Source organism: Rhizobium sp. AN73 (assembly GCF_030757975.1).
In the GTDB taxonomy this organism is placed as follows: Bacteria; Pseudomonadota; Alphaproteobacteria; order Rhizobiales; family Rhizobiaceae; genus Agrobacterium; species Agrobacterium arsenijevicii.
Genome location: NZ_JARWME010000002.1, coordinates 2,153,728 through 2,179,089, shown reverse-complemented (window position 1 = coordinate 2,179,089; position 25,362 = coordinate 2,153,728). Strand labels below are relative to the sequence as shown.

General features: G+C 58.6%; 21 protein-coding genes, 1 tRNA gene, 1 pseudogene and 1 riboswitch. Of the genes and pseudogenes, 15 read left to right on the top strand and 8 right to left on the bottom strand.

From position 1 onward, the window contains the following. Positions 1-68: 68 nt before the first annotated feature. The 4 genes and pseudogenes from RBH10_RS20660 (at position 69) to RBH10_RS20645 (ending at position 5,614) form a co-directional block, all read left to right on the top strand. Positions 69-1,744, top strand: a pseudogene (locus RBH10_RS20660) (ABC transporter permease). A gap of 178 nt (positions 1,745-1,922) precedes the next feature. Then, positions 1,923-4,112, top strand: a complete 2,190-nt coding sequence (locus RBH10_RS20655) for a TonB-dependent siderophore receptor (protein ID WP_281038085.1) — start codon at positions 1,923-1,925, stop codon at positions 4,110-4,112. A 102-nt stretch (positions 4,113-4,214) separates the two neighbouring features. After that, entirely contained in the window at positions 4,215-5,096 is an 882-nt protein-coding gene (locus RBH10_RS20650; RefSeq protein WP_281038087.1) for an AraC family transcriptional regulator, read from the top strand. A 125-nt stretch (positions 5,097-5,221) separates the two neighbouring features. Next, entirely contained in the window at positions 5,222-5,614 is a 393-nt protein-coding gene (locus RBH10_RS20645; RefSeq protein WP_045015189.1) for a PRC-barrel domain-containing protein, read from the top strand. Between the two features lie 132 nt (positions 5,615-5,746). On the opposite strand, the gene RBH10_RS20640 is transcribed toward RBH10_RS20645, so the two are convergent. The 4 genes from RBH10_RS20640 to RBH10_RS20625 form a co-directional block, all read right to left on the bottom strand. Next, complete coding sequence (locus RBH10_RS20640) at positions 5,747-5,989, bottom strand: DUF982 domain-containing protein (RefSeq protein WP_045015188.1); 243 nt, start codon at positions 5,987-5,989, stop codon at positions 5,747-5,749. 329 nt (positions 5,990-6,318) lie between these two features. Continuing rightward, the gene (locus tag RBH10_RS20635; protein ID WP_045015485.1) at positions 6,319-6,477 is read right to left on the bottom strand and encodes a YqaE/Pmp3 family membrane protein; all 159 of its coding nucleotides are present in this window, start codon (positions 6,475-6,477) and stop codon (positions 6,319-6,321) included. 167 nt (positions 6,478-6,644) lie between these two features. Then, positions 6,645-6,720, bottom strand: a tRNA-Thr gene (locus RBH10_RS20630). A 137-nt stretch (positions 6,721-6,857) separates the two neighbouring features. Continuing rightward, positions 6,858-7,820, bottom strand: coding sequence for a nitronate monooxygenase family protein (locus RBH10_RS20625; protein WP_281038088.1), 963 nt, complete (start codon positions 7,818-7,820; stop codon positions 6,858-6,860). Between the two features lie 254 nt (positions 7,821-8,074). Here RBH10_RS20625 and RBH10_RS20620 point away from each other — a divergent pair, with 254 nt between their 5' ends. After that, positions 8,075-9,220 (top strand): hypothetical protein, encoded by a 1,146-nt coding sequence (locus RBH10_RS20620; protein ID WP_281038089.1) that lies wholly within the window; start codon positions 8,075-8,077, stop codon positions 9,218-9,220. 431 nt (positions 9,221-9,651) lie between these two features. Here the strand turns inward: RBH10_RS20620 and ppk2 are convergent, their stop codons facing one another. Further along, positions 9,652-10,533, bottom strand: coding sequence for a polyphosphate kinase 2 (gene ppk2 / locus RBH10_RS20615; protein ID WP_281038090.1), 882 nt, complete (start codon positions 10,531-10,533; stop codon positions 9,652-9,654). A gap of 231 nt (positions 10,534-10,764) precedes the next feature. Between ppk2 and phoR the strand changes: the two genes are divergently transcribed. From phoR to phoB, 7 genes are all read left to right on the top strand, one after another. After that, positions 10,765-12,033: a phosphate regulon sensor histidine kinase PhoR gene (gene phoR, locus RBH10_RS20610; protein ID WP_281038091.1), complete on the top strand. Its 1,269-nt coding sequence runs from the start codon at positions 10,765-10,767 to the stop codon at positions 12,031-12,033. Between the two features lie 196 nt (positions 12,034-12,229). Then, on the top strand, positions 12,230-13,264 hold the full coding sequence (locus tag RBH10_RS20605; protein ID WP_045015184.1) for a substrate-binding domain-containing protein: 1,035 nt from the start codon (positions 12,230-12,232) through the stop codon (positions 13,262-13,264). Positions 13,265-13,537: 273 nt separating this feature from the next. Beyond that, positions 13,538-15,022: a phosphate ABC transporter permease subunit PstC gene (gene pstC, locus RBH10_RS20600; protein ID WP_045015183.1), complete on the top strand. Its 1,485-nt coding sequence runs from the start codon at positions 13,538-13,540 to the stop codon at positions 15,020-15,022. Further along, positions 15,019-16,338: a phosphate ABC transporter permease PstA gene (gene pstA, locus RBH10_RS20595; protein WP_045015182.1), complete on the top strand. Its 1,320-nt coding sequence runs from the start codon at positions 15,019-15,021 to the stop codon at positions 16,336-16,338. The genes pstC and pstA overlap by 4 nt, the downstream gene beginning before the upstream one ends. Positions 16,339-16,352: 14 nt before the next feature. After that, complete coding sequence (pstB, locus tag RBH10_RS20590) at positions 16,353-17,168, top strand: phosphate ABC transporter ATP-binding protein PstB (RefSeq protein WP_045015181.1); 816 nt, start codon at positions 16,353-16,355, stop codon at positions 17,166-17,168. Positions 17,169-17,265: 97 nt separating this feature from the next. After that, complete coding sequence (gene phoU, locus RBH10_RS20585; RefSeq protein ID WP_281038092.1) at positions 17,266-17,991, top strand: phosphate signaling complex protein PhoU; 726 nt, start codon at positions 17,266-17,268, stop codon at positions 17,989-17,991. A 31-nt stretch (positions 17,992-18,022) separates the two neighbouring features. Further along, the gene (gene phoB / locus RBH10_RS20580) at positions 18,023-18,706 is read left to right on the top strand and encodes a phosphate regulon transcriptional regulator PhoB (RefSeq protein WP_003493692.1); all 684 of its coding nucleotides are present in this window, start codon (positions 18,023-18,025) and stop codon (positions 18,704-18,706) included. 317 nt (positions 18,707-19,023) lie between these two features. On the opposite strand, the gene RBH10_RS20575 is transcribed toward phoB, so the two are convergent. Continuing rightward, positions 19,024-19,557 (bottom strand): GcrA family cell cycle regulator, encoded by a 534-nt coding sequence (locus RBH10_RS20575; protein WP_045015179.1) that lies wholly within the window; start codon positions 19,555-19,557, stop codon positions 19,024-19,026. A gap of 431 nt (positions 19,558-19,988) precedes the next feature. On the opposite strand from RBH10_RS20575, the gene RBH10_RS20570 reads away from it, so the two are divergent. The 3 genes from RBH10_RS20570 to RBH10_RS20560 all read left to right on the top strand — a co-directional run bounded on the left by RBH10_RS20570 (position 19,989) and on the right by RBH10_RS20560 (position 23,377). After that, positions 19,989-21,191, top strand: a complete 1,203-nt coding sequence (locus RBH10_RS20570) for an aspartate aminotransferase family protein (protein WP_281038095.1) — start codon at positions 19,989-19,991, stop codon at positions 21,189-21,191. Between the two features lie 54 nt (positions 21,192-21,245). After that, positions 21,246-22,163 (top strand): ornithine carbamoyltransferase, encoded by a 918-nt coding sequence (argF, locus tag RBH10_RS20565; RefSeq protein WP_045015177.1) that lies wholly within the window; start codon positions 21,246-21,248, stop codon positions 22,161-22,163. Positions 22,164-22,387: 224 nt separating this feature from the next. Continuing rightward, positions 22,388-23,377 carry an Hsp33 family molecular chaperone gene (locus RBH10_RS20560; RefSeq protein ID WP_281038096.1) on the top strand — a complete coding sequence of 330 codons (990 nt, stop codon included), beginning with the start codon at positions 22,388-22,390 and terminating at the stop codon, positions 23,375-23,377. Positions 23,378-23,414: 37 nt separating this feature from the next. Here RBH10_RS20560 and apaG read toward each other — a convergent pair whose 3' ends face one another. Both apaG and RBH10_RS20550 read right to left on the bottom strand, forming a co-directional pair. Next, positions 23,415-23,807 (bottom strand): Co2+/Mg2+ efflux protein ApaG, encoded by a 393-nt coding sequence (gene apaG / locus RBH10_RS20555; protein ID WP_003514932.1) that lies wholly within the window; start codon positions 23,805-23,807, stop codon positions 23,415-23,417. Positions 23,808-24,026: 219 nt separating this feature from the next. Then, complete coding sequence (locus RBH10_RS20550; protein ID WP_045015175.1) at positions 24,027-25,211, bottom strand: O-succinylhomoserine sulfhydrylase; 1,185 nt, start codon at positions 25,209-25,211, stop codon at positions 24,027-24,029. Between the two features lie 43 nt (positions 25,212-25,254). Then, positions 25,255-25,333, bottom strand: a riboswitch (SAM riboswitch). Positions 25,334-25,362 lie beyond the last annotated feature (29 nt).

Genomic DNA, 25,362 nt, shown 5'->3' with positions numbered 1-25,362 from the left:
AATTGGCAACAACAAGGTGAAAGGCGCTCGCAGCCGCGGGCGCCTTTCCCTGTATTTTCAAGAAGCTCATGATTCCAGACGCCGTCCAGCCATTGATGCCCCGCACGAGACCAAGGTTTTCATCCTCCTTCTGGTGGCTGTGCCTGTCTGTGGCTGCGGTCTGTGGCGCCCTGGTGCCGGTTCTGGCGCTCGTCTCGCAGGCCGTTCAAGGTTCGGAAGGCCTGTGGGCGCATCTGGGGGCGAGCGTTCTTTTGACGGCCTTGCCGGACACTGTGGTCCTTCTCGCCGGTGTCGGTCTTCTGGCTGGTGTCGTTGGCACCTCTGGCGCCTGGCTGGTCACCGCTTATGATTTCCCGGGCCGCAGGATATTGGAATGGGCGCTGCTCCTGCCGCTCGCCATGCCCACCTATATCGTCGCTTACGCCTATCTGGATATTCTTCATCCGATCGGGCCGGTGCAGGGGGCAATCCGCTGGCTGCTCGGTTATTCCAGCCCGCGGGAGTTTCGCCTGCCGGATATAAGATCGATGACGGGTTGCATCATCCTGCTCGGTTTCGTGCTGTTTCCTTACGTCTACATTCCCGTTCGCGCCATGTTCCTGACGCAGGCGGGCAACCTGCTGGAAGCGGCCCGCACGCTCGGCGTTTCCAGGGGGCGGCGTTCTTCAAGGTTGCCGTGCCGTTGGCACGCCCCGCCGTGGCGGTCGGCATCAGCCTTGCCCTGATGGAAGCGCTGAACGATATCGGCGCGTCGGAATTTCTTGGTGTCCGCACGCTCACCGTTTCGGTCTACACCACCTGGGTCACGAAATCGGACCTGCCGGGTGCGGCACAGATCGCGCTTTCCATGCTTTTCATCGTGGTCGCCCTCGTGGCATTCGAACGTTGGGCGCGACGCAAACAGCGTTATTCGGCGTCTGCACAGAAAAGCAGGGAACTGGAGCCGGTGCGGCTCACCGGCCTGAAAGCCTGCGGCGCCTTTGCGCTTGGTAGCCTGCCGGTCTTGATCGGCTTTGTGGCGCCGGCGAGCTATCTCGTCATCGAGGCATGGAAGCGGTTCCGCTTCAGCGGCCTGTCGTCCCGTTTCACCGAGGAGGCCGTGAACACCATCGTCTTCGCCGGGCTGGCGACGGCGATCACCCTCGTGCTAGGCCTTGCTGTCGCTTATGCGATGCGGCTTGCACCGGGGCGCCTCTCGCTCTGGTCCTATCGCCTCTCCACCGTGGGTTATGCTGCCCCCGGCACGGTCATCGCCATTGGCGTGCTGATTGCGCTCGGCGGCTTCGACCGGTTTGTCGACCAGACCATGCGTGAATGGTTCGGCATATCCACCGGTCTCATCTTCATCGGTAGCGGTGCTGCCCTGCTCTACGCCTATTCAGCACGTTTCCTCACCATTGCCGCTGGTGGCGTCGATGCCGGGTTGAGCCGCATCCCTCAATCTTTCGATCACGCCTCGCGAACGCTGGGAAGAACCGCGACGCAGACATTCCGTCAGATTCATCTGCCGCTTTCGAAGGCATCGCTTGCGGCGGCGGCATTGCTGATCTTCGTCGATTGCGTCAAGGAACTTCCGGCCACCCTCCTGTTGCGGCCGCTCAATTTTGAGACTTTCGCGACACATCTTTATGGTGAAGCGGCACGCGGCACCTATGAGGAGGCATCAATCGCGGCATTGGCGATCGTCGTCATCGGCATCCTTCCGGTCATGCAGCTTGCACGGATCGGCCGACGTAAAGGCTGACGCACCAGTCTTCCGTCAAAATGACCAGCGCAAAACTGTGCGAGAAGCCAATAAGCTTCAAATCCCCCCAGAAAACGACAAGCATCCCGCCTTAATCCTGATGTAAATACTCAGCTTAATTGAGGTGCTGCGGCCTACTGGATATGAACGTCGGCCGCGATCAGTTTCGGGGCATATCTTGAAAAATTTGCATGAGATGTTTTTGGGCCGCCTGGCTTTGGGAACGGCTGCCATTGTTTTGCTGGCGCCGGTGGTAACCCAGGCGCAGGAAACGACCGTTTTGCGCCAGATCACCGTCGAAGGGCAGGGCACTGAAAACGCCACGGGTCCGGTCCGGGGATATGTCGCGAAGAAAAGCGCGACGGGATCGAAAACCGACACTGAAACGAAGGACATTCCCCAATCCGTCTCGGTCATTGGCCGCAAGGAAATGGACGATCGCGGCGTCGTGACCAAGATCGACGAGGTACTGCGCTACACGCCCGGCGTGACGGCGGAGCCTTTCGGCACCGACCCGGATACGGACTGGTTTTATATTCGCGGTTTTCAGGCAACCCAGACCGGCGTGTTCCTCGATGGGCTGAACCTGTTCAGCTACGGTTTCGGCGGTTTCCAGATGGATGCCTACGGTCTGGAACGGGTAGAGGTCCTGAAAGGGCCAGCATCGGTGCTTTATGGCGGCGCCAATCCCGGCGGCATTGTGCAGATGGTCCGCAAGCGTCCGCAGGATGCGCCGGTCCGCGAAACGGAAATCGGCATCAATAATTTCGGTAATGCCTTCTTTGGTTTCGATCTCGGCGACAAGATCGATGGTGAGGGCGTGTGGAAATACCGCGTCACCGGCAAGGTCTCGGGCGGCGACAACTATACTGACTATTCCGAGGATTTGCGCGGTTTCATCATGCCGCAGATCACCTTCGAGCCGGATGCGCAGACCAGCGCCACGCTCTACGGATATTTCTCGGCGCTCGATCAGGTCCATGTCGGCAACGGCTTCCTGCCCTATGTCGGCACCGTTGTTGACGCGCCCTTCGGTAAGCTCGACCGCAAGGCGTTTTATGGTGAGCCTGATATCGACAATGGCCGTGTCTACCAGTCCATGGTGGGCTACGAAGTCAGCCACGAATTCGACAATGGCTGGAAGATCAGCCAGAACGTCCGTTATGGCCACCTCTACAAGCACGAGACCGGACCCTATCCGGGCGGCTGGGCAAAGGCGGATGCCAATGGCCAGCCGATCCTCGACGCTGCCACCAACGATTACATGCTGACCCGCTTCGGTTATGACGGCCTGTCGAAGGTGGACAGCTTCGGCGTTGACAACCGCGTCGAAGGCCAGTTCGATACCGGCGCGGTCAGCCATTCTGTGCTCTTCGGTCTCGACTATAAATATTACAAGCTGGATCAGGTGCAGGCCTGCTGCGGATCGAATGCGATCGGCGCGCTCAAGCCAATCTACGGTTCGACGCAGGGGACGAATTTCGTCTACGCCAACAACGTCGTGACGCAGCAGCAGATCGGCATCTATGCGCAGGACCAGCTGCGTTTCGGCGATGGCTGGCTGGTGACGCTGAACGGCCGTTATGACTATGTCGATACGGAACTGAACAACAGGCTGCCCGCTGGCGTATCGCGCCGCTCCAATGACGATGCGCTGAGCGGCCGCGCTGGTCTTGCTTATGAATTCGACAATGGCCTGACGCCCTATGTCTCGGCGGCTACCTTCTTCAATCCGCTCATCGATACGCTTGCAGATGGCAGCTCCGCCGCCCCGGAAGAGGGGCACCAGTTCGAGGCCGGCATCAAATACGAGCCGACCTTCTTTGACGGCAGCATCACGGCCTCGGTCTTCAAACTGGTCAAGGACAATGCCATCGTTTCCTACACGGCCGGTGGCGTGACCACGAGCGGCCAGTTCGGGCAGGTGGAATCCACCGGTTTCGAGCTGGAGGCGAAGGCCAATCTGAGCGACAACTGGAAGACCATCGCCTCCTATTCCTATACCGATCTCGATATCACCAAGGATGCCAATCCCAACCTGATCGGCAAATCGCCGTGGATCGTGCCCGCTCACACCGCGTCGCTTTGGGTGGATTACGCCTTTACCGATGATACATTTGAAGGCCTCAGCATTGGCGGCGGCGTGCGTTATCAGGGCAAGTCCTGGGCCGATGCCGCAAACACGCTGCGTGTTCCGGAGGCTGCGGTCTTCGATGCCGCGATCCGCTATGAGAAGAACGACTGGACGGCGTCCGTCAACGTCGCAAATGTCTTCGACAAGGAATACGTCAAGAGCTGCGCCGGCGTCTCTGTTTGCGGCTGGGGTGACAGCCGTACGATCACCTTCAAGCTTGCCAAGAAGTGGTAATGGGCGGCCGGCAGTTGCGGGAAAAATAGTTTGCCACTATAAACATGAATAATACTATCATGTTTATAGTGGCGCCCTTGCGCCTTGCGGGATCAAGAGGCCATGGCTTTCCGCGTTCGGATGGAAAACGAGATCGAGGGCTTTGCCGTCATCGGCGGCCCGCGCTCAAGGGTATGGAACGGCATCGTCGCCGATCTCTGGGACGTGCGCTGCGCGCCGAAAGCGGGTGGCCGTTATGTCGGCAAGGACCCGCGTTTCGTTTTCCTGCTCGATATGGATGGGGCGGATGGTGGCCGGTTCATGATGAACCGCTGCCGCCGCGACAATTACGGCTCGTCAGAAGCGAACCGGATTTCCTTCGTGCCCGCCGATCTGGATGTACATGCGGAACTCAGCAATGTTTCCTTCGTGCGCCACCTCGATCTGCATTTCGATGCGGGATTATTGGGTGCGCGGCTGGTGCAGGGGTTCGATCCGCGCGGGCTTCTCGATCCGCATCTGATGTTCGAGGATGAGCGCCTGCTGGCGCTGGCGCGGCTGATTGCGGCCGAATGCGATAATCCCGATCCGCTGCACGACCTCTATGGCGAAAGCCTCGTGCTCGCGCTGCTCACGGATTTCCTGAAAGTGAAACGGGAACCGGTCAAGAAACGCAGCAAGCTCGCCGCCTGGCAATTGAGGGCGGCCACAGACTATATCCGCGAACATTGCCTGCGGTCGATCCGTCTGGAGGAACTGGCGGAACTCACCAACCTCTCGCAATCCCATTTCAGCCACGCCTTCAAGGCCTCCACCGGCGTGCCGCCGCATCAATGGCAGATGCAGGCGCGCATCGATCGCGTCAAGGACCTGATGATGCGTACCGATATGGCGCTGACCGACATCGCCATCGCAGCCGGGTTTTCGGATCAGGCTCATTTCTCCCGCGTCTTCCGCAAGATGGTTGGTGTCTCGCCTTCCGTCTGGCAGAAAGTCCGCCAATAGGCCTTTTCCGCTCTACCTGATCAGCACTTTCAATCCGCAGCGCCTGAAAAGCTTCGGAACGAATTCGCTGTGCAGGGGTTTACCAGACGTGACAATCACGAGGAAAATCAAGGAGGAAAGACGTCATGTTGCATCAAGAACCCCGCGCCGGACAGGACCCCTATGTCAAGGACACGCCGAGCCTTATCGCTAGCGACAAGGTGGAAGGCACGCGCGTCTATGGTGCCGATGGCAAGCATATCGGCTCAATCCAGCGCATCATTCTTGAAAAACGCGGCGGCCGCGTCGCCTATGCGGTGTTGAGCTTCGGCGGCTTCCTCGGGATCGGCGATGACTATTATCCGCTCCCGTGGGAAAAGCTGCATTACGACGAAGAGCTTGACGGCTACCGCATTGATCTCACCAAGGAAGAGATCGAGAACGCGCCGCACTTTGCCAATCTCGATGATGACGACCTGCTGCACGCCAGGGACCGCAAGGTCCACGACTATTACGGCGTTGCGCCCTACTGGATGTAAGGCAGGACGTGCATCCGCAGCGTTTCGTGGGGGCATTTCGACAGAAGGCGTTTCCGGATTCTTTTGACACCGGAAATGCCACATAGGAAAAAACGGCTCCTTTTCAGGAGCCGTTTCTCGTTTGACAGGATTTTAATGAGGGCTTTTTTGCATCTCGGAGACCGCATCGGTGAAGCATTTGCGCGCCTCTTCAGGCGATTTGCGCCCATCAAGGGCGGCGCGGCAGGCGCTTCTGGCTCTCACGAAACTCAATCCGCGTATGTTCGGCCAGCCCTCGGTCATTAACATCAGTGCTTCGAAGGGGCCGGCGACGACATTCTTGCCATTTTCATCAAGACTGACCTCGACAGGTTCTGTCCATCTCTCGTTCTTCATCGTGCACCTCCCAGAGCAACGCGATCCCGAAATCCACCCGACAGCGGAGCAACCCATGAACGCAGTCGTGTGTTACTGTTGATTAGAATATGCGCAAGTTATCGAATTGACAACGGTGATCAGCGGAAGCCGAAAAACGACAGGATCGCCATAACGATAACAACGAGGCCAACGATGTAAATGATCTGGTTCACGACTTTCTCCTTGCAGGTGTCATCACCATAACGTGAGGGAGAAGGCGGGGTTCCAGTCCATCATGAGAATTTAATCACGTACTAAAATGTTGGTGGTGTCCCTTGCGTGCCGCACGCCGAAGCGCCCGACCATTGTCATTTCCGCATGATCACCCAAATGGCGTGGATGATACCGGGCACATAACCGCACAGGGTCAAAAGGATATTGAGCCAGAAATGCAGGCCAAACCCGACCTGAAGAAACACGCCGACGGGCGGAAGAATGATGGCGATAAGAATACGAATAACGTCCACGATGACAGGCTTTCCATTTGACCATAGGTGCCGGTCAACGTGCGGCGGGCTGTTTGGTTTCAAATGGTTTTGCGGCCGCGGATAGGGCGTGGGGCAAGCCCGGGCGACGGATCGCAGAGGTGCGAAGTCCGTTTGAAGGACAAAGTATGATTTAGGGGAGATGAAAATGGTGCCGCTTAGGTGACTCGAACACCTGACCCCGTCATTACGAATGACGTGCTCTACCGACTGAGCTAAAGCGGCCCGATTGTGACCCGTTTGTTACGGATCAGCTTCATGGCGGGCTGATACAGGCAATGCTGACGGATTTCAAGTCTTGAATGCGCGGGTTTTGAAAAATCCGAAAAAAAGCTTTGCCTGTCCATTGTTTATGCGTGGCCTCAGGCTTTCGCGCAGATACGCCGTTTGGCCGCCTCATATTCCTGCGCCAGGCGGTCGACGAGGTCTGCCACGGGTTCCACCGCCTTGATTGCGCCGATGCCTTGCCCGGCACCCCAGATATCCTTCCAGGCCTTTGCGCCGCCGGTGGCGGTTTCGAAGTCCATCTTCGAAGGGTCCGCTTCGGGCAGGTTGTCGGGGTCCATGCCGGAGGCGACGATCGAGCTTTTCAGGTAGTTGCCGTGGATACCCGTGAAATAGTTCGAATAAACGATGTCCTTGGCCTGCGCCTCCACGATCGCCTGCTTGTAGCCATCGGAGGCGCGCGCCTCCTGCGTTGCGATGAAGGGGGAGCCGATATAGGCCATGTCCGCGCCCATGGCCTGTGCCGCGAGGATGGAGCCGCCATTGGCAATGGCGCCTGCCAGCAGCAGCGGGCCATCAAACCATTCGCGGATTTCCTGAACGAGGGCGAAGGGCGAAAGCGTGCCCGCATGTCCACCAGCACCGGTCGCCACCGCAATCAGCCCGTCCGCGCCCTTGCGGATGGCGGAGCGGGCATGGCGATCGTTGATAACGTCATGCAGCACGATGCCGCCATAGGAATGCACGGCGGCATTAACCTCCGGCACCGCACCGAGCGAGGAAATCACCACCGGCACCTTATATTTCACGCAAAGGCCGAGATCGTGTTCCAGCCGCCGGTTGGACATGTGCACGATCTGGTTGACCGCGAAGGGCGCGGCGGGACGTTCGGGGTTGGCGCGGTTGTGGGCAGCCAGCTCTTCGGTGATCATTGCCAGCCATTCATCCAGCTGGCTTTCAGGCCGCGCATTCAGCGCCGGGAAGGCGCCGATGACGCCCGCCTTGCATTGCGCCAACGTCAATTGCGGATGCGAAATAATGAATAGCGGTGACGCTATGACCGGAAGACGCAGATTGTCTTTCAGCACGGACGGCAGCATGTCTCCTCCCACGGATTACGTTTACGCGCACGTAAGTCAGTATCGTGTTCGGCAATGGATTGAAAGCGAAAACAGCGTCGCACCGGCCGGACGAATCTGCGTTCGCAGCGCCACAATGGATCGATTTTCCCCAAAGCAATCCGGTCTTTATCGCAAACGATGCTTGCGGAGGCGCGGCATTGCCGTTACCGAATCGTAAACCAATGGCGCACTGCCACATAATTTTGCGAAGAGCAGTAGAATAAGGATCGGTCGTGAGCGGACTGGAAACGGCAATCAGAAATGCTCTGGAAAAATCGGACAGATCGAACGCCGAAGTTCGTGCACGGATTTACCAATCCTCCCGTCAGGCACTGGAAGCGGGCCTGCGCAAGCAGGGCATAGACGATCCGCAGGTCGTAGCCCAGCAGCGTCAGCGGCTCGAAAGCCTGATCCACGTCATCGAGAATGAAGAGCGGAACCGCCTTCTGGACAGGGTGGAACAGCAATTGCGGCCGCCTTTGCCGGAAAGTGCTGCGCATGATCATCCTTCGGTCGATCCCGTTTCGCAATCGCAGCATCACGGCGATATGGCCGTCGAGCCGGAATTGCGTGGCGAAACGCGTGATGTGCGGCCGGGTGCCGCTGCCGCTCCGGAAGCTCTGAGCGCCGGGCGTCGCAATGGAAAACCGCCGAGGAGAGGCTCCAGCGCGGGCGATGCCTCGCTTGCCTTTCGCCCGGAAGGTGCCGTTGGCCGCCGCAAGCGTCGCGGGCTTTTTGCCCGGCTTTTCATGTTCGTATCGCTCCTGGCCTTTGTCGGTGTCGGCGCCTGGTGGGTCTATTCCTCCGGCTTGCTGCTGTCGCCGGAGCAGCGCGATACCAGCGTGCCCAATCCGCCGGCGCAAGTCCAGGCGGAGGACTTCAACGGTACGGAACCCGCCCCGAGCCTTTCCGCGGGCCGCGGCTTTTCGGATGACTGGGTAGAGGTATTTAACGCTGAGCGCGGCAGTTCCGGAGTTTCGGCCGGCCCGCGCGCCAATGTTGAAAACATTGCAACGCCCGCCGGCAAGGCGATACGGGTGACGTCGAGAAGCGTCTCTCAGGATGGCGCCATCAGCGTCGAGGTTCCGGTGGAGGTGATGCGGGATATGGCGGGCAAATCCTCGACCATATCGATCACGCTGCAATCATCCAGCGACAGGCAGACACAGGTTTCCGTCGCCTGCGATTTCGCCACGCTTGGCGATTGCTCCCGCCACCGCTTCACGGCCACGGCCGAGCGTGCGGATATGCTGCTGAACACGACGTTCGAACGTTCGCTTGCCCCCAATGCACCCGGCAAGATCTTCATCAACAGCGATATCGACGGCAACGCCCGCCCGGTCAATCTTTACTCCGTGCGCATTTTGCCTGGCCAGTAAGTTACGATAGGCTATCTTATGATTACAATTAAAATTCTTTCTAATACTATTATATAGCATCAGATGCATATTTTTCGTTTAGATGTATTCTATTATTAGAAAATAAATTGCAACGAAATTAAAAATTAAACATAAAATCGTAGTTGGAAGCGAAAATATTACTCTTGATTTGTTTGACTCAGGCTTATCCGAATCCCCTTCATAAGACTTCCATTTCGGCTGACTATCAAGACTAAAGTCCCAATTGTGCTTCTTGTAAAACATAATATCTCGAATGTAAGATATTGTAATGGATACAAAAAAGTACGCGGCCACACATAAATAAATTATCCCTAAAATAACATTTTCCATCGAAAACACCGATCAATGTATAACTGATAGGAAGAATGGCAAGTGCCGTTGTCAGCGGCGCTTGCCATCGTCTTCCTGTCCTATTTAAGAAACTCCGGACCCGACCCCAATATCTTGTCGTCGATCTCGCCGATGGCCTTTTTGTCCTTGCCGTCATAGTCGAGCGTATTGAGAATGTGGCGGATGAGGTTCACCCGGGCGCGGCGTTTGTCGTTGGCGTGCACCACCGTCCATGGGGCGTCGCTGCTGTGGGTCTTTTCCAGCATCTCGTCGCGCTTTTGCGTGTAGTCGTCCCATTTCGTCAGCGCAGCTATATCCATGTCCGAAAGCTTCCAGCATTTCAGCGGGCTGTGGCGACGATCATGGAAGCGCTCGATCTGCGTTTCGCGGCCGATATCGAGCCAGAACTTGAACAGATGGATGTCCTCGTGGACCAGCATCTTTTCCAGCCGCGGCGTTTCCTTGAGGAAGCGCTTGTGCTCCTGCGGGGTGCAGAAGCCCATGACCGGCTCCACCCCGGCGCGGTTATACCAGGAGCGGTCGAAGAGAACGAATTCACCGGCTGTCGGAAAATGCGAGATATAGCGCTGGAAGTACCATTGGCCGCGCTCCGTTTCTGACGGTTTGGTTAGCGCTACGACACGGGCATAGCGGGGGTTGAGGTAGGCCCGTGCCGCGAAGATCGCGCCGCCCTTGCCCGCCGCATCACGGCCTTCGAAAACCGTCATCACCCGTTTGCCGGTGGCCTGAAGCCAGAACTGCACCTTGACCAGCTCCACCTGCAGCGCCTCGAGAGTGGCGTCGTATTCCTCCCGCTTCATCTTTTTATCGTAGGGGAAATTGCCGGCGGAAAGTTTCTTTTCCTCCACCCACTCGGGAAGAACCGGATCGTCGATATCGAAGCTGCGCAGCTTGCCGCCAATGGTGATGTCCACCGATCGCTTCTTCGTTTCTTCGTCCATCTGTTCCTCCTGATGTTGTTGTGTAAAGGCAACTCGCCGCCAATGAGTTCACATCCACCCGCAGAATTCAAGTGAAAGGGGATTGGTTAGCCGGCGAGCTGTGGCAGTGACGATTGCAGCGCAGATTTTGCGCATATACGCTGTGGAAAATACGCGGTGATGAATCTCTGTCATGAAGCTGGCCTATGAGACTTCGATGCGCTGTCAGATGAAAGTGGAAAGTGGGCTGAAATGGCAGTCATGAAAGGCGAGAGTGGATTGAAGCTTTTTGGAAAAAAGCTTGGCCGAAACTGGTTGCCCGTTCTCGTCGTCAGCATGCTTGCCGTCGTGGCCGTCTCCGAGCTGCACACGCCCTATATGCCCGCCGTCCTGTGGTTCTGCGCCGTCATTGCCATTTTGACCGCCCGGGAAAGGCCGGTTGAGCCGGCGAAGGACGAAACCGCAGCCGCGGAAGCGGATGAGCCGGGGGTGCCCGGTGAAAACGTCATTTCGGGCGTCAGGGCGGGTCTCGCTGTTCTGGATACGCCGGTCTTCATTCTCGATAAAAACGCCGGCGTGCTGTATCAGAACGGCGCGGCGGAACGCGCCTTCGGCCAGCTTCCGGCCGGCGCGCATATTTCCGCCCGGCTGCGTTCGCCGGGTTTGCTGGATGTCATTCGCGAAACCATCACCACCGGCCAGCCCAACCAGGTCGAACATTCGGAGCGTTTCCCCTCCGAACGGGTCTTCATCGTCCGTATCGCCCGGGCGGATGCGGGAGAGATGGCGGGTCCGCCATTCTACATCCTGTCGTTCCGCGATGTTTCGGAGCTTCGCCGCATCGACCGTATGCGCAGCGATTTCGTTGCCAATGCCAGCCATGAATTGCGCACCCCGCTCGCCTCTCTGCGCGGCTTCATCGAAACCATGCAGGGACCGGCCCGCAACGACCCGAAAGCGCAGGAACGTTTCCTCGCCATCATGCTCGATCAGGCCACGCGCATGAGCAGACTGGTGGATGATCTCATGTCCCTTTCAAGGCTAGAATTGCGGGCGAACATTGCGCCGGACCAGAAGGTCGATCTCGTGCCCGTCATCGGCCATGTCCGGGATGCGCTGCTGCCGCTCGCCAATGAGCTGGATGTGGTTATCACCCTGCATCTGCCCGACCGGCCGGCAGAAGTGCAGGGCGACCGCGACGAACTGGTGCAGGTGTTCCAGAACCTCGTTGAAAATGCTTGCAAATACGGCCAGGAAGGCAAGGTCGTGGATGTCTGGCTGCGTGCCGAACCCGGTAAACCGGTGGAGGTGAGCGTCATCGACAAGGGGCCGGGCATTCCCGCCGAACATGTGCCGCGTCTGACGGAGCGGTTTTACCGCGTCAGCGTCGCCGACAGCCGCTCGAAGAAGGGGACGGGCCTGGGGCTTGCCATCGTCAAGCACATCCTCACCCGCCACCGCGCTCGCCTCATCATTAAATCGGAACTGGGCAACGGCACCGACTTTACCGTCAGATTTTGACATAGAGGGCATTGCGGCCTTTAATATCGGAAAATTTTTTTAAATTAAATCAATAATTTAGATTGTCACAAATCTTTCATCGAAGTGACATAAAAGGAGGTGGTTACGGTGGTTAAGAAGAGACCGCCGAGCGCATGCTAAGAGCGAATGCCGCTATCGGCTGCGTCCACAAACAAGCCCACGACGGGAGAGACAAATGAACTTCGTTAAATTTTCCGCAGCAGCTCTGGTGGCTTCTGTCGCCTTCGCTGGCGCCGCCGCTGCTCGCGACCAGATCCAGGTTGCCGGTTCCTCCACGGTTCTGCCCTATGCCAAGATCGTTGCCGAAACTTTTGCTGAGACTTTCCCGAACTTCAAGGCTCCGGTTGTTGAGTCTGGCGGCACGGGCGGCGGTCTGAAGGCGTTCTGCTCCGGCGTTGGCGAAGGCACCATCGACATTGCCAACGCTTCGCGCCCGATCAAGAGCGACGAACTTGCTGCCTGTAAGGCTGCTGGCGTTGCCGACGTTCAGGAAGTGAAGATCGGTTACGACGGCATCGTCTTCGCGATGGACTCTTCCAACAAGGACCTCAAGCTCGAGCCGAAGGATCTGTACCTCGGTCTCGCCGCTGAAATCGTCAAGGACGGCAAGCTCGTTGCCAACCCTTACAAGAAGTGGTCGGAAATCAACAAGGAACTGCCTGATGTAGCGATCGCCGCTTACATCCCGGGTTCCAAGCACGGCACGCGCGAAGTCTTCGAAGAGAAGATCATGGCTGACGGCTGTAAGGAAGCCGGCGCTACCGACGCCATCAAGAAGCTGGTTCCCGATGCCAAGCAGGCTGCCGCCAAGTGCGTTGCAGTCCGTAAGGACGGCGCTGCAGTCGACATCGACGGCGACTACACTGAAACGCTTGCCCGTATCGACGCCAACAAGACCGGCCTCGGCGTTTTCGGCCTGGCATTCTACGAAAACAACGCTGACCGTCTGAAGGTTGCGACTGTTTCGGGCGTTGTTCCTTCCACGGAAACCGTTGCCAGCGGCAAGTACCCGGTTTCGCGTCCGCTGTTCTTCTACGTGAAGAAGGCTCACCTGGGCGTTATCCCGGGCCTCAAGGAATATGTCGAGTTCTTCGTTTCTGACGAGATGATCGGCCCTGATTCCCCGCTCGCAAACTACGGCCTCGTTGCCGCTCCGGAAAAAGAACGCGAAGAAATTCGCGCCAAGTTCGCTGCCGGCGCTTCGATGTAATAAAGAAAGAGGGGTGCGGCCTGCCGCGCCCCTCATTCCGCTCCGGTGCCATTCCGCCTTGGCGATTGTCTCCGGTTGACAGTTCCCATCCATCGTCGTCCACATAATTGTTTATGGATTACAGATGGATAGGATGTATCAACCTTGACGCTTGCCAGACTTTGTTACAGTCAGGCGGCAAGCATCTTCGGATGGTCCAGCGGTCTCGTTTTGATGACTTTTTGATTTGCCCGATATCGCACCGTGCTCTTGAGGCACGCCGAGGGAACTCTAATGAACACATCGATCCTTTTGCTGATACTGGCGCTGATCGGCATCGGCAGTTATCTGCTCGGCAGCCGCCGCGCCGTTGCTCTGTCTGGCGGGCGTCCCTCCAGCATGCATTCCCGTGCTGGTTATCACGGTTCCTACGCCGTCGTCTGGGCCGTGCTGCCCGCGGCGCTCATTCTCTGTATCTGGCTTGTTATCAGCCCGCTGGTCGTCACCTCGGCGGTGCGCGGCGAATTTCCTGAGGATGTGCGCGCCCAATCCGAAGCGCAGCAGAGCCTGACCTACGGTATGGTGACGTCCATCGCCCGCGGTCTTCAGCGGCTGACGCCGGAAGAAACCGCAAAGGTTGATGCGGATACGGCCGCCGTAAGATCGCTTCTGGCATCAAAGGGCGTGGCAATCGCCGGTGACCCTGAGCGTTTCATGGTCGATGCTGCCCAGACGCTGAACGCGATGACCTCGACCAGCCGCCTGGGAATGGTCGCCACCGTGTTGCTGGCCGCATTCGCCGGCGCCGCCTATGCGCTGCGTTCGATCGCGCCGCGCTTTCGGGCGCGCAACAGGGTCGAAAGGGTCATTCTCGCGGCTCTGCTCGTCGCGTCCTCCATCGCCATCCTGACGACCATCGGCATCGTATTGTCGATGCTCTCGGAAGCGATCCAGTTCTTCACCATGGTTCCGGCGCACCAGTTCTTCTTCGGAACCGTGTGGGATCCGCGTTTTGCGGCCGCCGGTACGACTGACTCCTCCGGCCAGTTCGGCCTGATCCCGCTGCTCGCCGGCACGCTCTATATCGGTTTCGTCGCCATGCTGGTCGCCGTGCCGGTCGGGTTGTTCTCGGCGATCTACATGTCGGAATATGCGACGCCGCGCCTTCGCTCGGTTGTAAAGCCGCTGCTCGAGGTTCTCGCGGGTATCCCCACAATCGTCTACGGCTTCTTCGCCCTGACAACGGTTGGTCCGTTCCTGCGAGACATTTCCACGCAGATCAGCGGTCTGGCGACGGGCAACTACGCCAACTTCATCCAGGCGCAGAGCGTCATCACCGCCGGCTTCGTCATGGGCATCATGCTGATCCCCTACGTCTCGTCGCTGTCGGACGACATCATCACCGCCGTGCCGCGTTCGCTGCGCGATGGTTCTCTCGGTCTCGGTGCCACGCGCTCTGAAACCATCAAGAAGGTCATCGTTCCCGCCGCTCTTCCCGGCATCGTCGGCGCCGTGCTGATGACGGCATCGCGTGCGATCGGCGAAACCATGATCGTGGTTCTCGCGGCCGGCGTTGCTGCCCGCCTGCAGCTCAACCCGTTCGAACCCATGACCACCGTGACGGTCAAGATCGTCAGCCAGCTGACCGGCGACCTTGAATTCACCTCGCCGCAAACGCTGGTGGCCTTCGCGCTGGGCATCACGCTTTTCGCGATCACGCTTTGCCTGAATATCTACGCGCTTTACATTGTGCGCAAATACCGGGAGCAATATGAATGACCGACATCGTTTCTCCCGCGGCAGGTGCCGCCGTGAACAAGGCCACGCGCCGTGATATCGGCATTAAGCGCCGCTATGCCGCCGAACGCCGCTTCCGCGCTTATGGATTGGCCGCGATCTCGTTCGGTCTCATCTTCCTCTTTCTGCTGCTTTGGTCGGTCGTCTCCAAGGGCCACACCGCCTTCCAGCAGACGATGATCACGGTTCCGGTCGAGTTTTCCGAGTTGATCATCGACCCGAAGAACGAGCGGGCCACAAATCCCGCAAAGCTGATGACGGCCAATTACCCCGTCCTCGCCCGTGATGCGGTCGCGAAGGTTCTCGGTGTCGCGCCGACGGACAAGGCCGGTCTTCGCGCCGTTAACGTCATGATCTCCGACAGCGTGCGTACCCAGCTGCGTGATATCGTCGTCGCCGATCCTGCCGTCATCGGCACCACGCGCAGCGTTACGCTTCTGGCGTCGGGCGATGTCGACAGCGCCTTCAAGGGCCAGGTCGATCTGTCGGTGGATGAAGCGAACCGCCGTATCTCCAACCAGCAGCTTGGCTGGATGAACCAGCTCGCCGAAAGCGGACAGCTCGGCAAGCATTTCAACACCGGTATCTTCGTCAACGGCGCTTCGAGCCGTCCGGAAGCGGCAGGTGTCGGCGTTGCCTTGATCGGCTCGTTCTACATGATGCTGATCGTGCTGGTGCTGTCGCTGCCGATCGGTGTCGCGGCCTCGATCTATCTTGAGGAATTTGCCCCGAAGAACCGGTTGACGGACCTTATCGAGGTGAACATCAACAATCTCGCGGCTGTTCCCTCCATCGTCTACGGTCTGCTCGGCCTTTCGGTTTTCATCAACTTCATGGGCTTTCCACGCTCCGCCTCTCTGGTCGGCGGCCTGGTCCTGACGCTGATGACCTTGCCGACCATCATCATCGCGACCCGCGCCGCATTGAAGGCTGTACCACCGTCGATCCGCGCCGCAGCGCTCGGTCTTGGCGCTTCCAAGATGCAGACGATTTTCCACCACGTCCTGCCGCTCGCGATGCCTGGTATTCTGACCGGCACCATCATCGGTCTCGCCCACGCATTGGGCGAAACGGCGCCGCTGCTTTTGATCGGCATGGTGGCATTCGTCGCGAACTATCCGACAACGCCGATGGATCCGTCCACGGCCCTGCCGGTGCAGATTTACATGTGGGCGAACGAAGCTGAGCGTGCCTTTGTCGAACGGACATCTGGCGCTATCATCATTCTGCTTCTGTTCCTCATTCTCATGAATGTTGGCGCAATCCTGTTGCGTCGCCGCTTTGAACGGCGCTGGTAGAGGGAGCTAGAGCAATGAACATGTTGTCGGAAGCAGCAGTTGAAAAGGCGCTGGACAAGAAAATGAATGAAGTCTCATACAAGATGATCGGCAAGGACGTTTCGGTTTATTACGGCGAAAAGCGCGCGCTTTACGACGTGAACCTCAATGTCCGCGAAAACACGGTGACTGCGCTTATCGGCCCGTCCGGTTGCGGTAAATCCACTTTCCTGCGCACCTTGAACCGCATGAACGACACGATCGACGGTTGCCGGGTCACGGGCAAGATCACACTCGACACCGACGATATCTACGATCAGCAGATCGACGTCGTGGAACTGCGTGCCCGTGTCGGTATGGTGTTCCAGAAGCCGAACCCGTTTCCGAAGACGATTTACGAGAACATCGCCTACGGTCCGCGTATCCACGGTCTCGCCCGCAACAAGGCGGATATGGACCAGATCGTCGAGCAGAGCCTGCAGAAAGCTGGTCTCTGGAATGAGGCGAAGGACCGTTTGCTGGAATCCGGTACGGGCCTCTCCGGCGGTCAGCAGCAGCGTCTGTGCATTGCACGCGCGATTGCCGTCAGCCCGGAAGTGATCCTGATGGACGAGCCGTGCTCGGCGCTTGATCCGATCGCGACTGCGAAGGTCGAGGAACTGATCCACGAACTGCGCACCAACTACACCATCGTCATCGTCACCCACTCCATGCAGCAGGCGGCGCGTGTTTCCCAGCGCACGGCCATGTTCCACCTTGGTCATCTTGTCGAAGAAAACGAAACCGACAAGATGTTTACCAATCCGGACGACCAGCGCACGCAGGACTACATCATGGGCCGCTTCGGCTGATCCCCGGCCGGCGTTTTATCGAAACCGAACAAGACTGGTGCCTCTGCCGTGCCCGCTTTCGGGCACGCGCATGCAGGCCAAGCCGGAGGACTAGACCATGACACAGACAACGACCCATTCGCATATCCTGTCCGCCTACGACGACGAGTTGAAGTTTCTGACGCGCCGCATCGCCGAAATGGGCGGTCTTGCCGAGCAGATGTGCGGTGAAGCCGTGCGGGCACTCGTCAATTCCGATGCAGCACTTGCGCAGAAGGTCATTTCCGACGACGCGATCCTCGACTATTCCGAGCGCGAAATCGGCGACAAGGCCATCGTCACCATCGCCAGACGTCAGCCGGTGGCGGCCGATCTTCGCGAGATCATCGGTACCCTGCGTATCGCCGCCGATCTCGAGCGCGTCGGCGATCTCGGCAAGAACACGGCCAAGCGCGTTATCGCGGTTGCCGGAACCGGCGTGCCGCGCAAGCTCGCCCGCGGCATCGAACATCTGTCCGAACTGGCGCTGGTGCAGTTGAAGGAAGTGCTTGACGTCTATTCCACACGTTCCGCCGAGAAGGCCAATGCCATCCGCGAGCGCGACGAGGAAATCGACGCCATGTACACGTCGCTCTTCCGTGAGCTTCTGACCTACATGATGGAAGATCCGCGCAACATCACCACCTGCACGCATCTTCTGTTCTGCGCCAAGAACATCGAGCGTATCGGCGATCATGCCACGAACATCGCTGAAACGATTTATTACATGACCACCGGCAGCCAGCCGGAGGGCGAGCGTCCGAAGGACGACAGTTCCAACACACTCGGTTCGGTGACCGAGTAACAGACAAGCAGAAGCTTGCGGAGTTCAGCATATGGTGCCCAAGATTGCAGTTGTGGAAGACGAGGAAGCGTTGAGCGTCCTGCTTCGTTACAATCTCGAGGCTGAGGGATACGACGTCGACACGATACCCCGTGGCGACGAGGCGGAAATCAGGCTGCAGGAGCGTATTCCGGACCTTCTCATCCTGGATTGGATGTTGCCGGGCGTTTCCGGTATCGAACTGTGCCGGCGCCTGAGAATGCGGCCGGAAACAGAACGCCTGCCCATCATCATGCTGACGGCGCGTGGCGAAGAGAGCGAGCGTGTTCGCGGTCTCGCCACCGGGGCTGACGATTATGTCGTCAAGCCGTTTTCCACGCCGGAACTCATGGCCCGGGTCAAGGCCATGTTGCGCCGGGCCCGTCCCGAGGTTCTCTCTTCGGTGCTGAAATGCGGCGATATCGAATTGGATCGCGAGACCCATCGCGTCCATCGCAAAAGCCGCGAAGTGCGCCTCGGCCCGACGGAATTCCGCTTGCTGGAATTCCTGATGACGTCGCCGGGCCGGGTGTTCTCCCGGTCGCAATTGCTGGATGGCGTCTGGGGTCACGATATTTACGTCGATGAGCGTACTGTCGACGTTCATGTCGGACGTCTGCGCAAGGCTTTGAATTTCTCGCATATGCAGGATGTCATCCGCACCGTGCGCGGCGCCGGATATTCGATGGAAGCCTGAGCCAAGCCGAACTCGACGGTTTCGCTAAGGCCAACATCACACCCAATAAATCGAAAAGCCCGAGACCGGAAACGGTGTCGGGCTTTTTTAATTATGACCTTTTCCATAACTCGACATCATCCTCCAGTTTGCCCGGAGGATCGGCGGTGCGTTGAAATCCGGATTGTCGGCTCAGGCCTGCCCGTGACGGAGGGTGGTTTCGGCACATCTGTCCGCAGACTAATCCCGAAACCGGAAACGGCGTCGGGGTTTTTAAGTCATAAAAAAACGGGCCCGAAGGCCCGTAGTTTTTGAGTGCTGAATGCGTGCCGCAACACTCAAGCCTTGCGGCGCTCGCTCACCGGCTGGTAGGCGAGTTTCGCATGGAACTTACAATAGGGCGAAGATTCCAGCGCTTCACAACCGCAGAAATGGAAGTCATCCTTCAGCGGATCGCCAACCGGCCACTTGCAGGTGCGCTCCGTCAGTTCCGTCAGCGTCAGGCGACGGGAAATCGGCGAGACCACGTTTTTGGAAGGAACGTAATCGAGAACCTGTGCGGTCTCGATATCGATCTCCTCGTGCAGCGCCGTTGCCGTGTTCGAGCGGGTGAGAATCCGCGCAGGTGCTGCGTTGACGCGGCCTGCGAAAGTCGTTGCGCGTGGGGCCGGTGCAGCGGTGCGCTTTGGCGCGGTGCGCGCCGAAGTGACCGGACCGCCAGCCTTGACGCGTCCCGGCAGGTTAAGACGATGGACCTTGCCGATCACGGCATTACGGCTGACGCCGCCCAGCTGCGCTGCAATCTGGCTGGCGCTAAGGCCCTCGGACCATAATTTCTTGAGTTTTTCGACTCGTTCGTCTGTCCAGTTCATGCCGCTTCTCCGCTCGTCGCGTGTATTTTCGGCAGAATCCCTCTCCGTCTCGCGGGCGTGCCGCAAGCGTGGTTTCCGCCAGATTTTCGGTGACTAGTTCCGCCGCATCGCAGTCTAGTAATTAGCGATTAACCTAGTGCTAGGCCGACTCCGTGGCAAGAGTCGCGGGAATCATCTGGATTCGATTTCCCGGTTTTCCCCAACTTGCTGGCGTATTGAGTCTGAAAGGCAACACCTTGGGGCTGGCCTGCTGCCGCATACTAGTGCTTGAGAAGCCCGGGAAACGCTGACTTTTGTTGACATCGGCAAACGAAGTGACAATAGTGCCCCTGCCGCCGCAAGGCGGCATTTTTGATTTTCAGGCGAGGGATAACCCCGCAAGCCTATTGACAACCGTTTGATAGCGCATCTGCGCAAGGAGTGATACAGCCATGGCCGAAGCCGGCGCGCCATTGTTTGATACGTTTTCAAGAGCCCCCCTGCGCTTCGAGCGCGGCGAGGGTGTATGGCTGTTCACGGAAAGCGGCGAGCGATATCTGGATTTTGCGGCCGGTGTTGCGGTCAACTCGTTGGGCCACGCCCATCCGCACCTCGTGGATGCGATCAAGACGCAGGCCGAGAAGGTCTGGCACGTCTCGAACCTCTATGAAGTGCCGGGACAGGAAAAGCTTGCCAAGCGCCTGACGGAAGCTACTTTCGCAGACAAGGTATTCTTCACCAATTCCGGCGCGGAAGCGCTGGAATGCGCGATCAAGACTGCGCGCCGTTATCACTATTCGAAAGGCCATCCGGAAAAGTTCCGCATCGTGACCTTTGAAGGCGCCTTCCACGGCCGCACGCTTGCGACGATCGCCGCCGGCGGCCAGCAGAAATATCTCGAAGGTTTCGGTCCCAAGGTTGAAGGTTTCGATCAGGTGCCGTTCGGCGATGTCGATGCTCTGAAGGCCGCCATCACGGCCGAGACGGCTGCACTTCTGATCGAGCCCATTCAGGGTGAGGGCGGCATTCGGGCGCCCAGCAAGGAATTCCTGCAAATCCTGCGCGGCTTGTGCGATGAGCACGGCCTGCTGTTGATTTTCGATGAGGTCCAGACGGGCGTCGGCCGCACGGGCAAGCTGTTTGCTTATGAGCATACGGGTGTTGCGCCCGATATCATGGCGGTCGCCAAGGGTATCGGCGGCGGTTTTCCGCTCGGGGCATGCCTTGCGACAGTGGATGCTGCTTCCGGCATGACGGCCGGCGTGCATGGCACCACCTATGGCGGCAACCCGCTGGCCATGGCAGTGGGCAATGCCGTGCTCGACGTCGTTCTCGCCGACGGTTTTCTCGAGAAAGTCCGTGACGTCGCGCTGGTCTTCCGGCAGGGTCTCGCCTCGCTCAAGGACCGTTATCCCGACGTGATCGAGGAAATCCGCGGCGAAGGCCTGCTTCTGGGCATCAAGGCGAAGGTTCCTTCAGGCGAGTTGCTGCAGGCCATGCGCGCGGAGCATCTGCTCGGTGTGCCCGCAGGCGACAACGTCATCCGTCTTCTGCCGCCACTCATCACCACGGCTGAAGAGGCCCGCGAGGGTCTGTCGCGTGTCGACGCGGCTGCCGCTTCCCTGACGGTAGCGAAACAGGCAAAAAGCGCCTGAAAAAATCAAGAGCGGGCCTCTCTTCAGGGGCTCGCAAGCATGGGACAGACTTGAATGGTTTCACCAAAACATTTTCTGGACCTCTCGGCCGTCGGGTCGGAGGATCTGCGGACAATTCTTGATGATGCGCGCACGCGCAAGATTGCCACGAAAACCGGCACGGCGGAAAAGCCGCTTGCCGGCAAGATGCTGGCGATGATCTTTGAAAAGCCGTCCACCCGTACCCGCGTCTCCTTCGATGTGGGCATGCGCCAGCTCGGCGGCGAAACCCTTTTCCTGTCGGGCACGGAAATGCAGCTCGGCCGTGCCGAAACGATTGGCGATACGGCCAAGGTGCTTTCGCGTTATGTCGACGCGATCATGATCCGCACGACGGATCATTCGCGTCTGCTCGAGCTTGCCGAACACGCGACGGTTCCGGTCATCAACGGCCTGACGGACGATACCCATCCCTGCCAGATCATGGCGGATATATTGACGTTCGAGGAGCATCGCGGTCCGGTCAAGGGCAAGACAATTGCCTGGACGGGTGACGGCAACAATGTGCTGCATTCCTTCGTGGAAGGCTCCGCCCGTTTTGGCTACCGCATGGCGATGGCGGTACCGATGGGTTCCGAACCACACGACAAGTTCCTGAACTGGGCGCGCAACAATGGCGGCGAAATCTCGCTGTACCACGATGCCGACAAGGCGGTAGCGGGCGCAGATTGCGTCGTTACCGATACCTGGGTGTCCATGAACCAGGAACACAAGGCGCGTGGCCACAATATTTTCCAGCCCTATCAGGTCAATGAAGCCCTGATGGCGAAGGCCAACAAGGAGGCGCTGTTCATGCACTGCCTGCCGGCGCATCGCGGTGAGGAAGTGACGAATGCAGTGATCGACGGGCCGCAATCGGTGGTCTTCGATGAGGCGGAAAACCGTCTCCATGCGCAGAAGTCCATTATCGCATGGTGTATGGGCGTCATCTGATCGCCGTCGACCGGGTTCTTGAACTCGGCCATGTACATTACCATTTGTGGGACTTCGAAGAGGCTCGTCGGTTTTTTGCTGGCGGGCCATAATCACGATTTGCACGATTTTCCCCGGAGGCGGTTTCGCTTCCCGGATCTCTGTGCGACAAGCGAAAAAAGCACGTTTTAAAAGCCGGACTTTTGGACGGTAGCGGCGCAACGGCTGCGCCAAGGAGTTATGACATGGCAGATGTAACGGTTGAACTGGACAATCTCGATTTAGCTGGCGACGACAAGGTTGTGCCCTTTCAGGTCGAAGGTCTGGACGTGCGCGGTCGCGCCGTACAGGTCGGACCGCTGTTAAATGCCATCCTTGAACGGCACGAATATCCCGAGGTTGTCGCCCGCCTGCTGGCGGAAGCGACGGTTCTGACGGCGCTGATCGGCACATCCCTGAAGTTTTCCGGCAAGCTGACCGTGCAGACCAAGGGCGACGGCCCGGTTGACCTTCTGGTGGCGGATTTCACCGCGCCTGAAAGCATGCGCGCCTATGCCCGTTTCGACGAGGAGCGGCTGGCGGAAGCAATCGCTGCGGGTGAGACCTCGCCCGAACAATTGCTCGGTACCGGCATTCTGGCCTTCACCATCGATCAGGGCGTCGGCATGCAGCCCTATCAGGGTATCGTGCCGCTGGACGGTTCATCGCTGGAAGAAATCGCCGGGGTTTATTTCCGCCAGTCGGAACAGCTTCCCACCCGCGTGCGCCTCGGCGTCGCCCAGTTCTTCGACCGTGATGGCGAAGGCAAACCGCGCCATGGCTGGCGTGCGGGCGGCGTGATCGCCCAGTTCCTGCCGCAGGCGCCCGAGCGTCTGCGCATGCGCGATCTGCATGGCGGCGATGGTGACGAGGGCGATTATGACGTGGCGGAGGACGATGCCTGGACCGAGGCAGTGTCGCTGCTGAACACGGTGGACACCGACGAGTTGACCGATCCGCAGGTGCCGGTGGAGCGTCTGCTTTACAGGCTTTTCCATGAGAGCGGCGTGCGCATCTACGACCCGCAGGTCATTTTCGACCGTTGCAGCTGCTCGCGGGACAAGATCAAGGGCGTATTATCAGGCTTCACCGCCGAAGAGATCAAGGCGAGCGAGGAAGACGGCGCAATCGCCGTGACCTGCGAGTTCTGCTCCACGACCTATCGCTACGATGTCGGTGAGTTTGAAAACGTCTGACAAGGAGAGCCGCGCTTGTGAATGGCGCGGCTTTTCGTCAGTTCAGCACCCGCAACAGGCCGGGTGAATCCAGTGAAAAGGCGGGAATGGTGACGTTGAACACCTCGCCTTTGTCCGTTTCCATTTCATAATGGCCGAACATAAGGCCAGACGGCGTATCCAGCGGACAGCCGGATGAATATTCGTAACTGTCGCCGGGGTTCAGGTGCGGCTTTTCGCCGACGACGCCGGGTCCATAGACCTCATCCACCTGTCCGTTCTGGTCGGTGATGTGCCAATAGCGGTTGACGAGTGTTATCGGAACATCGGAATTGTTCGAGATCACGACTTTATAGCCCCAGACGTAACGATCGTCATCCGGGTCGGATTGTTCCTCGAGATAATACGGATCGACCGTTACCTCGATATCCCTTGTCAGAGCACGATACATACGCGCCACACCTCGATATTATGCCTGCTGCCATCATCCTACACTACAGGTTCTGGCTATCGTCAAGAAAATGAACGACTTGACGGGCAGGGGCATCTTCTGTTGCGCCGTTTTCCACCGTTAGGGATAACGGTAAAGGTAAATATTGGTTGCCTGACGCCCGGACTTTGCCACGGCCCGACGTGGAAGAGGGGCCGTGGCAATGTGTCGGGTGCGTTCTCAGGCGGGAACGGCTGCGAGAGCCTTCGCCAGATCCTCCAGCAGATCGTCCGTATCCTCGATACCGCAGGAAAGGCGCAAGGTGCCGCCGGAAATACCGAGTTCGGCGCGAGCCTCATCGGTCAGGTTCTTGTGCGTCGTCGTGCCGGGATGGGTAATGAGGCTCTTGGCATCGCCGAGATTGTTGGAAATCTTCACGATTTCCAACGCGTTCTGCAACGCGAAGGCCGCATCCTTGCCGCCCTTCAGTTCAAAAGCCACCAGCGTCGAACCGCCGGTCATCTGCCGGGCGATAATATCGGCCTGCGGGTGATCGGCGCGGCCGGGATAGATGACCTTGGCGACCTTGCCGCTGTCGGCGAGGAAATCGGCGATTTTGCCGGCATTGGCCGTCTGCTGCTTGACGCGCAGCGGCAGGGTCTCGATGCCTTTCAGAAGCGTCCAGGCGTTGAACGGCGACATGGCCGGGCCGGTATGGCGGAAATAATCCTGCAGCTCTTCCTCGATCCACTTCTTGTCGGAAAGGATCACGCCGCCAAGGCAGCGGCCCTGGCCGTCAATATGCTTCGTCGCCGAATAAACGACGATATGGGCGCCGAGTTCGAGCGGCTTCTGAAAGAGCGGTGTCGCAAAAACATTGTCGACCACCAGCTTCGCGCCGATCTGGTCGGCGAGCTTCGCCACACCGGCGATGTCAACCACTTCAAGCGTCGGGTTGGTCGGGCTTTCGAGGAAAAACAGCTTGGTGTTCGGCTGGATCGCCTTTTCCCAATTTTCGAGATCGCGCCCGTCGATCAGCGTGCATTCGATGCCGTATTTGGGCGCAAGCGTCTCGACTACCCAGCGGCAGGAGCCGAAAAGAGCGCGGGCGGCGACGATATGGTCGCCAGCGCGCAGCTGGCACATGATGGCGGCGGTAACGGCGGCCATGCCGGAGGCAAGCGCCCGGGCATCTTCGGCGCCTTCCAGCAGACACATGCGCTTTTCAAACATGTTATTGGTCGGGCTTGCATAACGGGCGTAGATGAAACCATCCGTTTCGCCCTTGAAGCGCGCTTCGGCGGCTTCGGAGTTTTCGTAGACGAAACCCTGGGTCAGATAGATTGCTTCCGACGTTTCACCATAGGGTGAGCGTAGCGTACCGCCGTGAACGAGCTGGGTTGCCGGGCGCCATTTATTGCTCATGTGATCACCTTCAAAACAAAAAAACCGGCCGCAAAAGCAGACCGGTTCCTAGCACCCGGTCTTTTTAGCCACTTATTTAACGTGGCTGCAAGCCGACCGGCCAAATCACCACGGGATAAGCTTGCCATACTGCCGTTACCGGCTTGCGTCA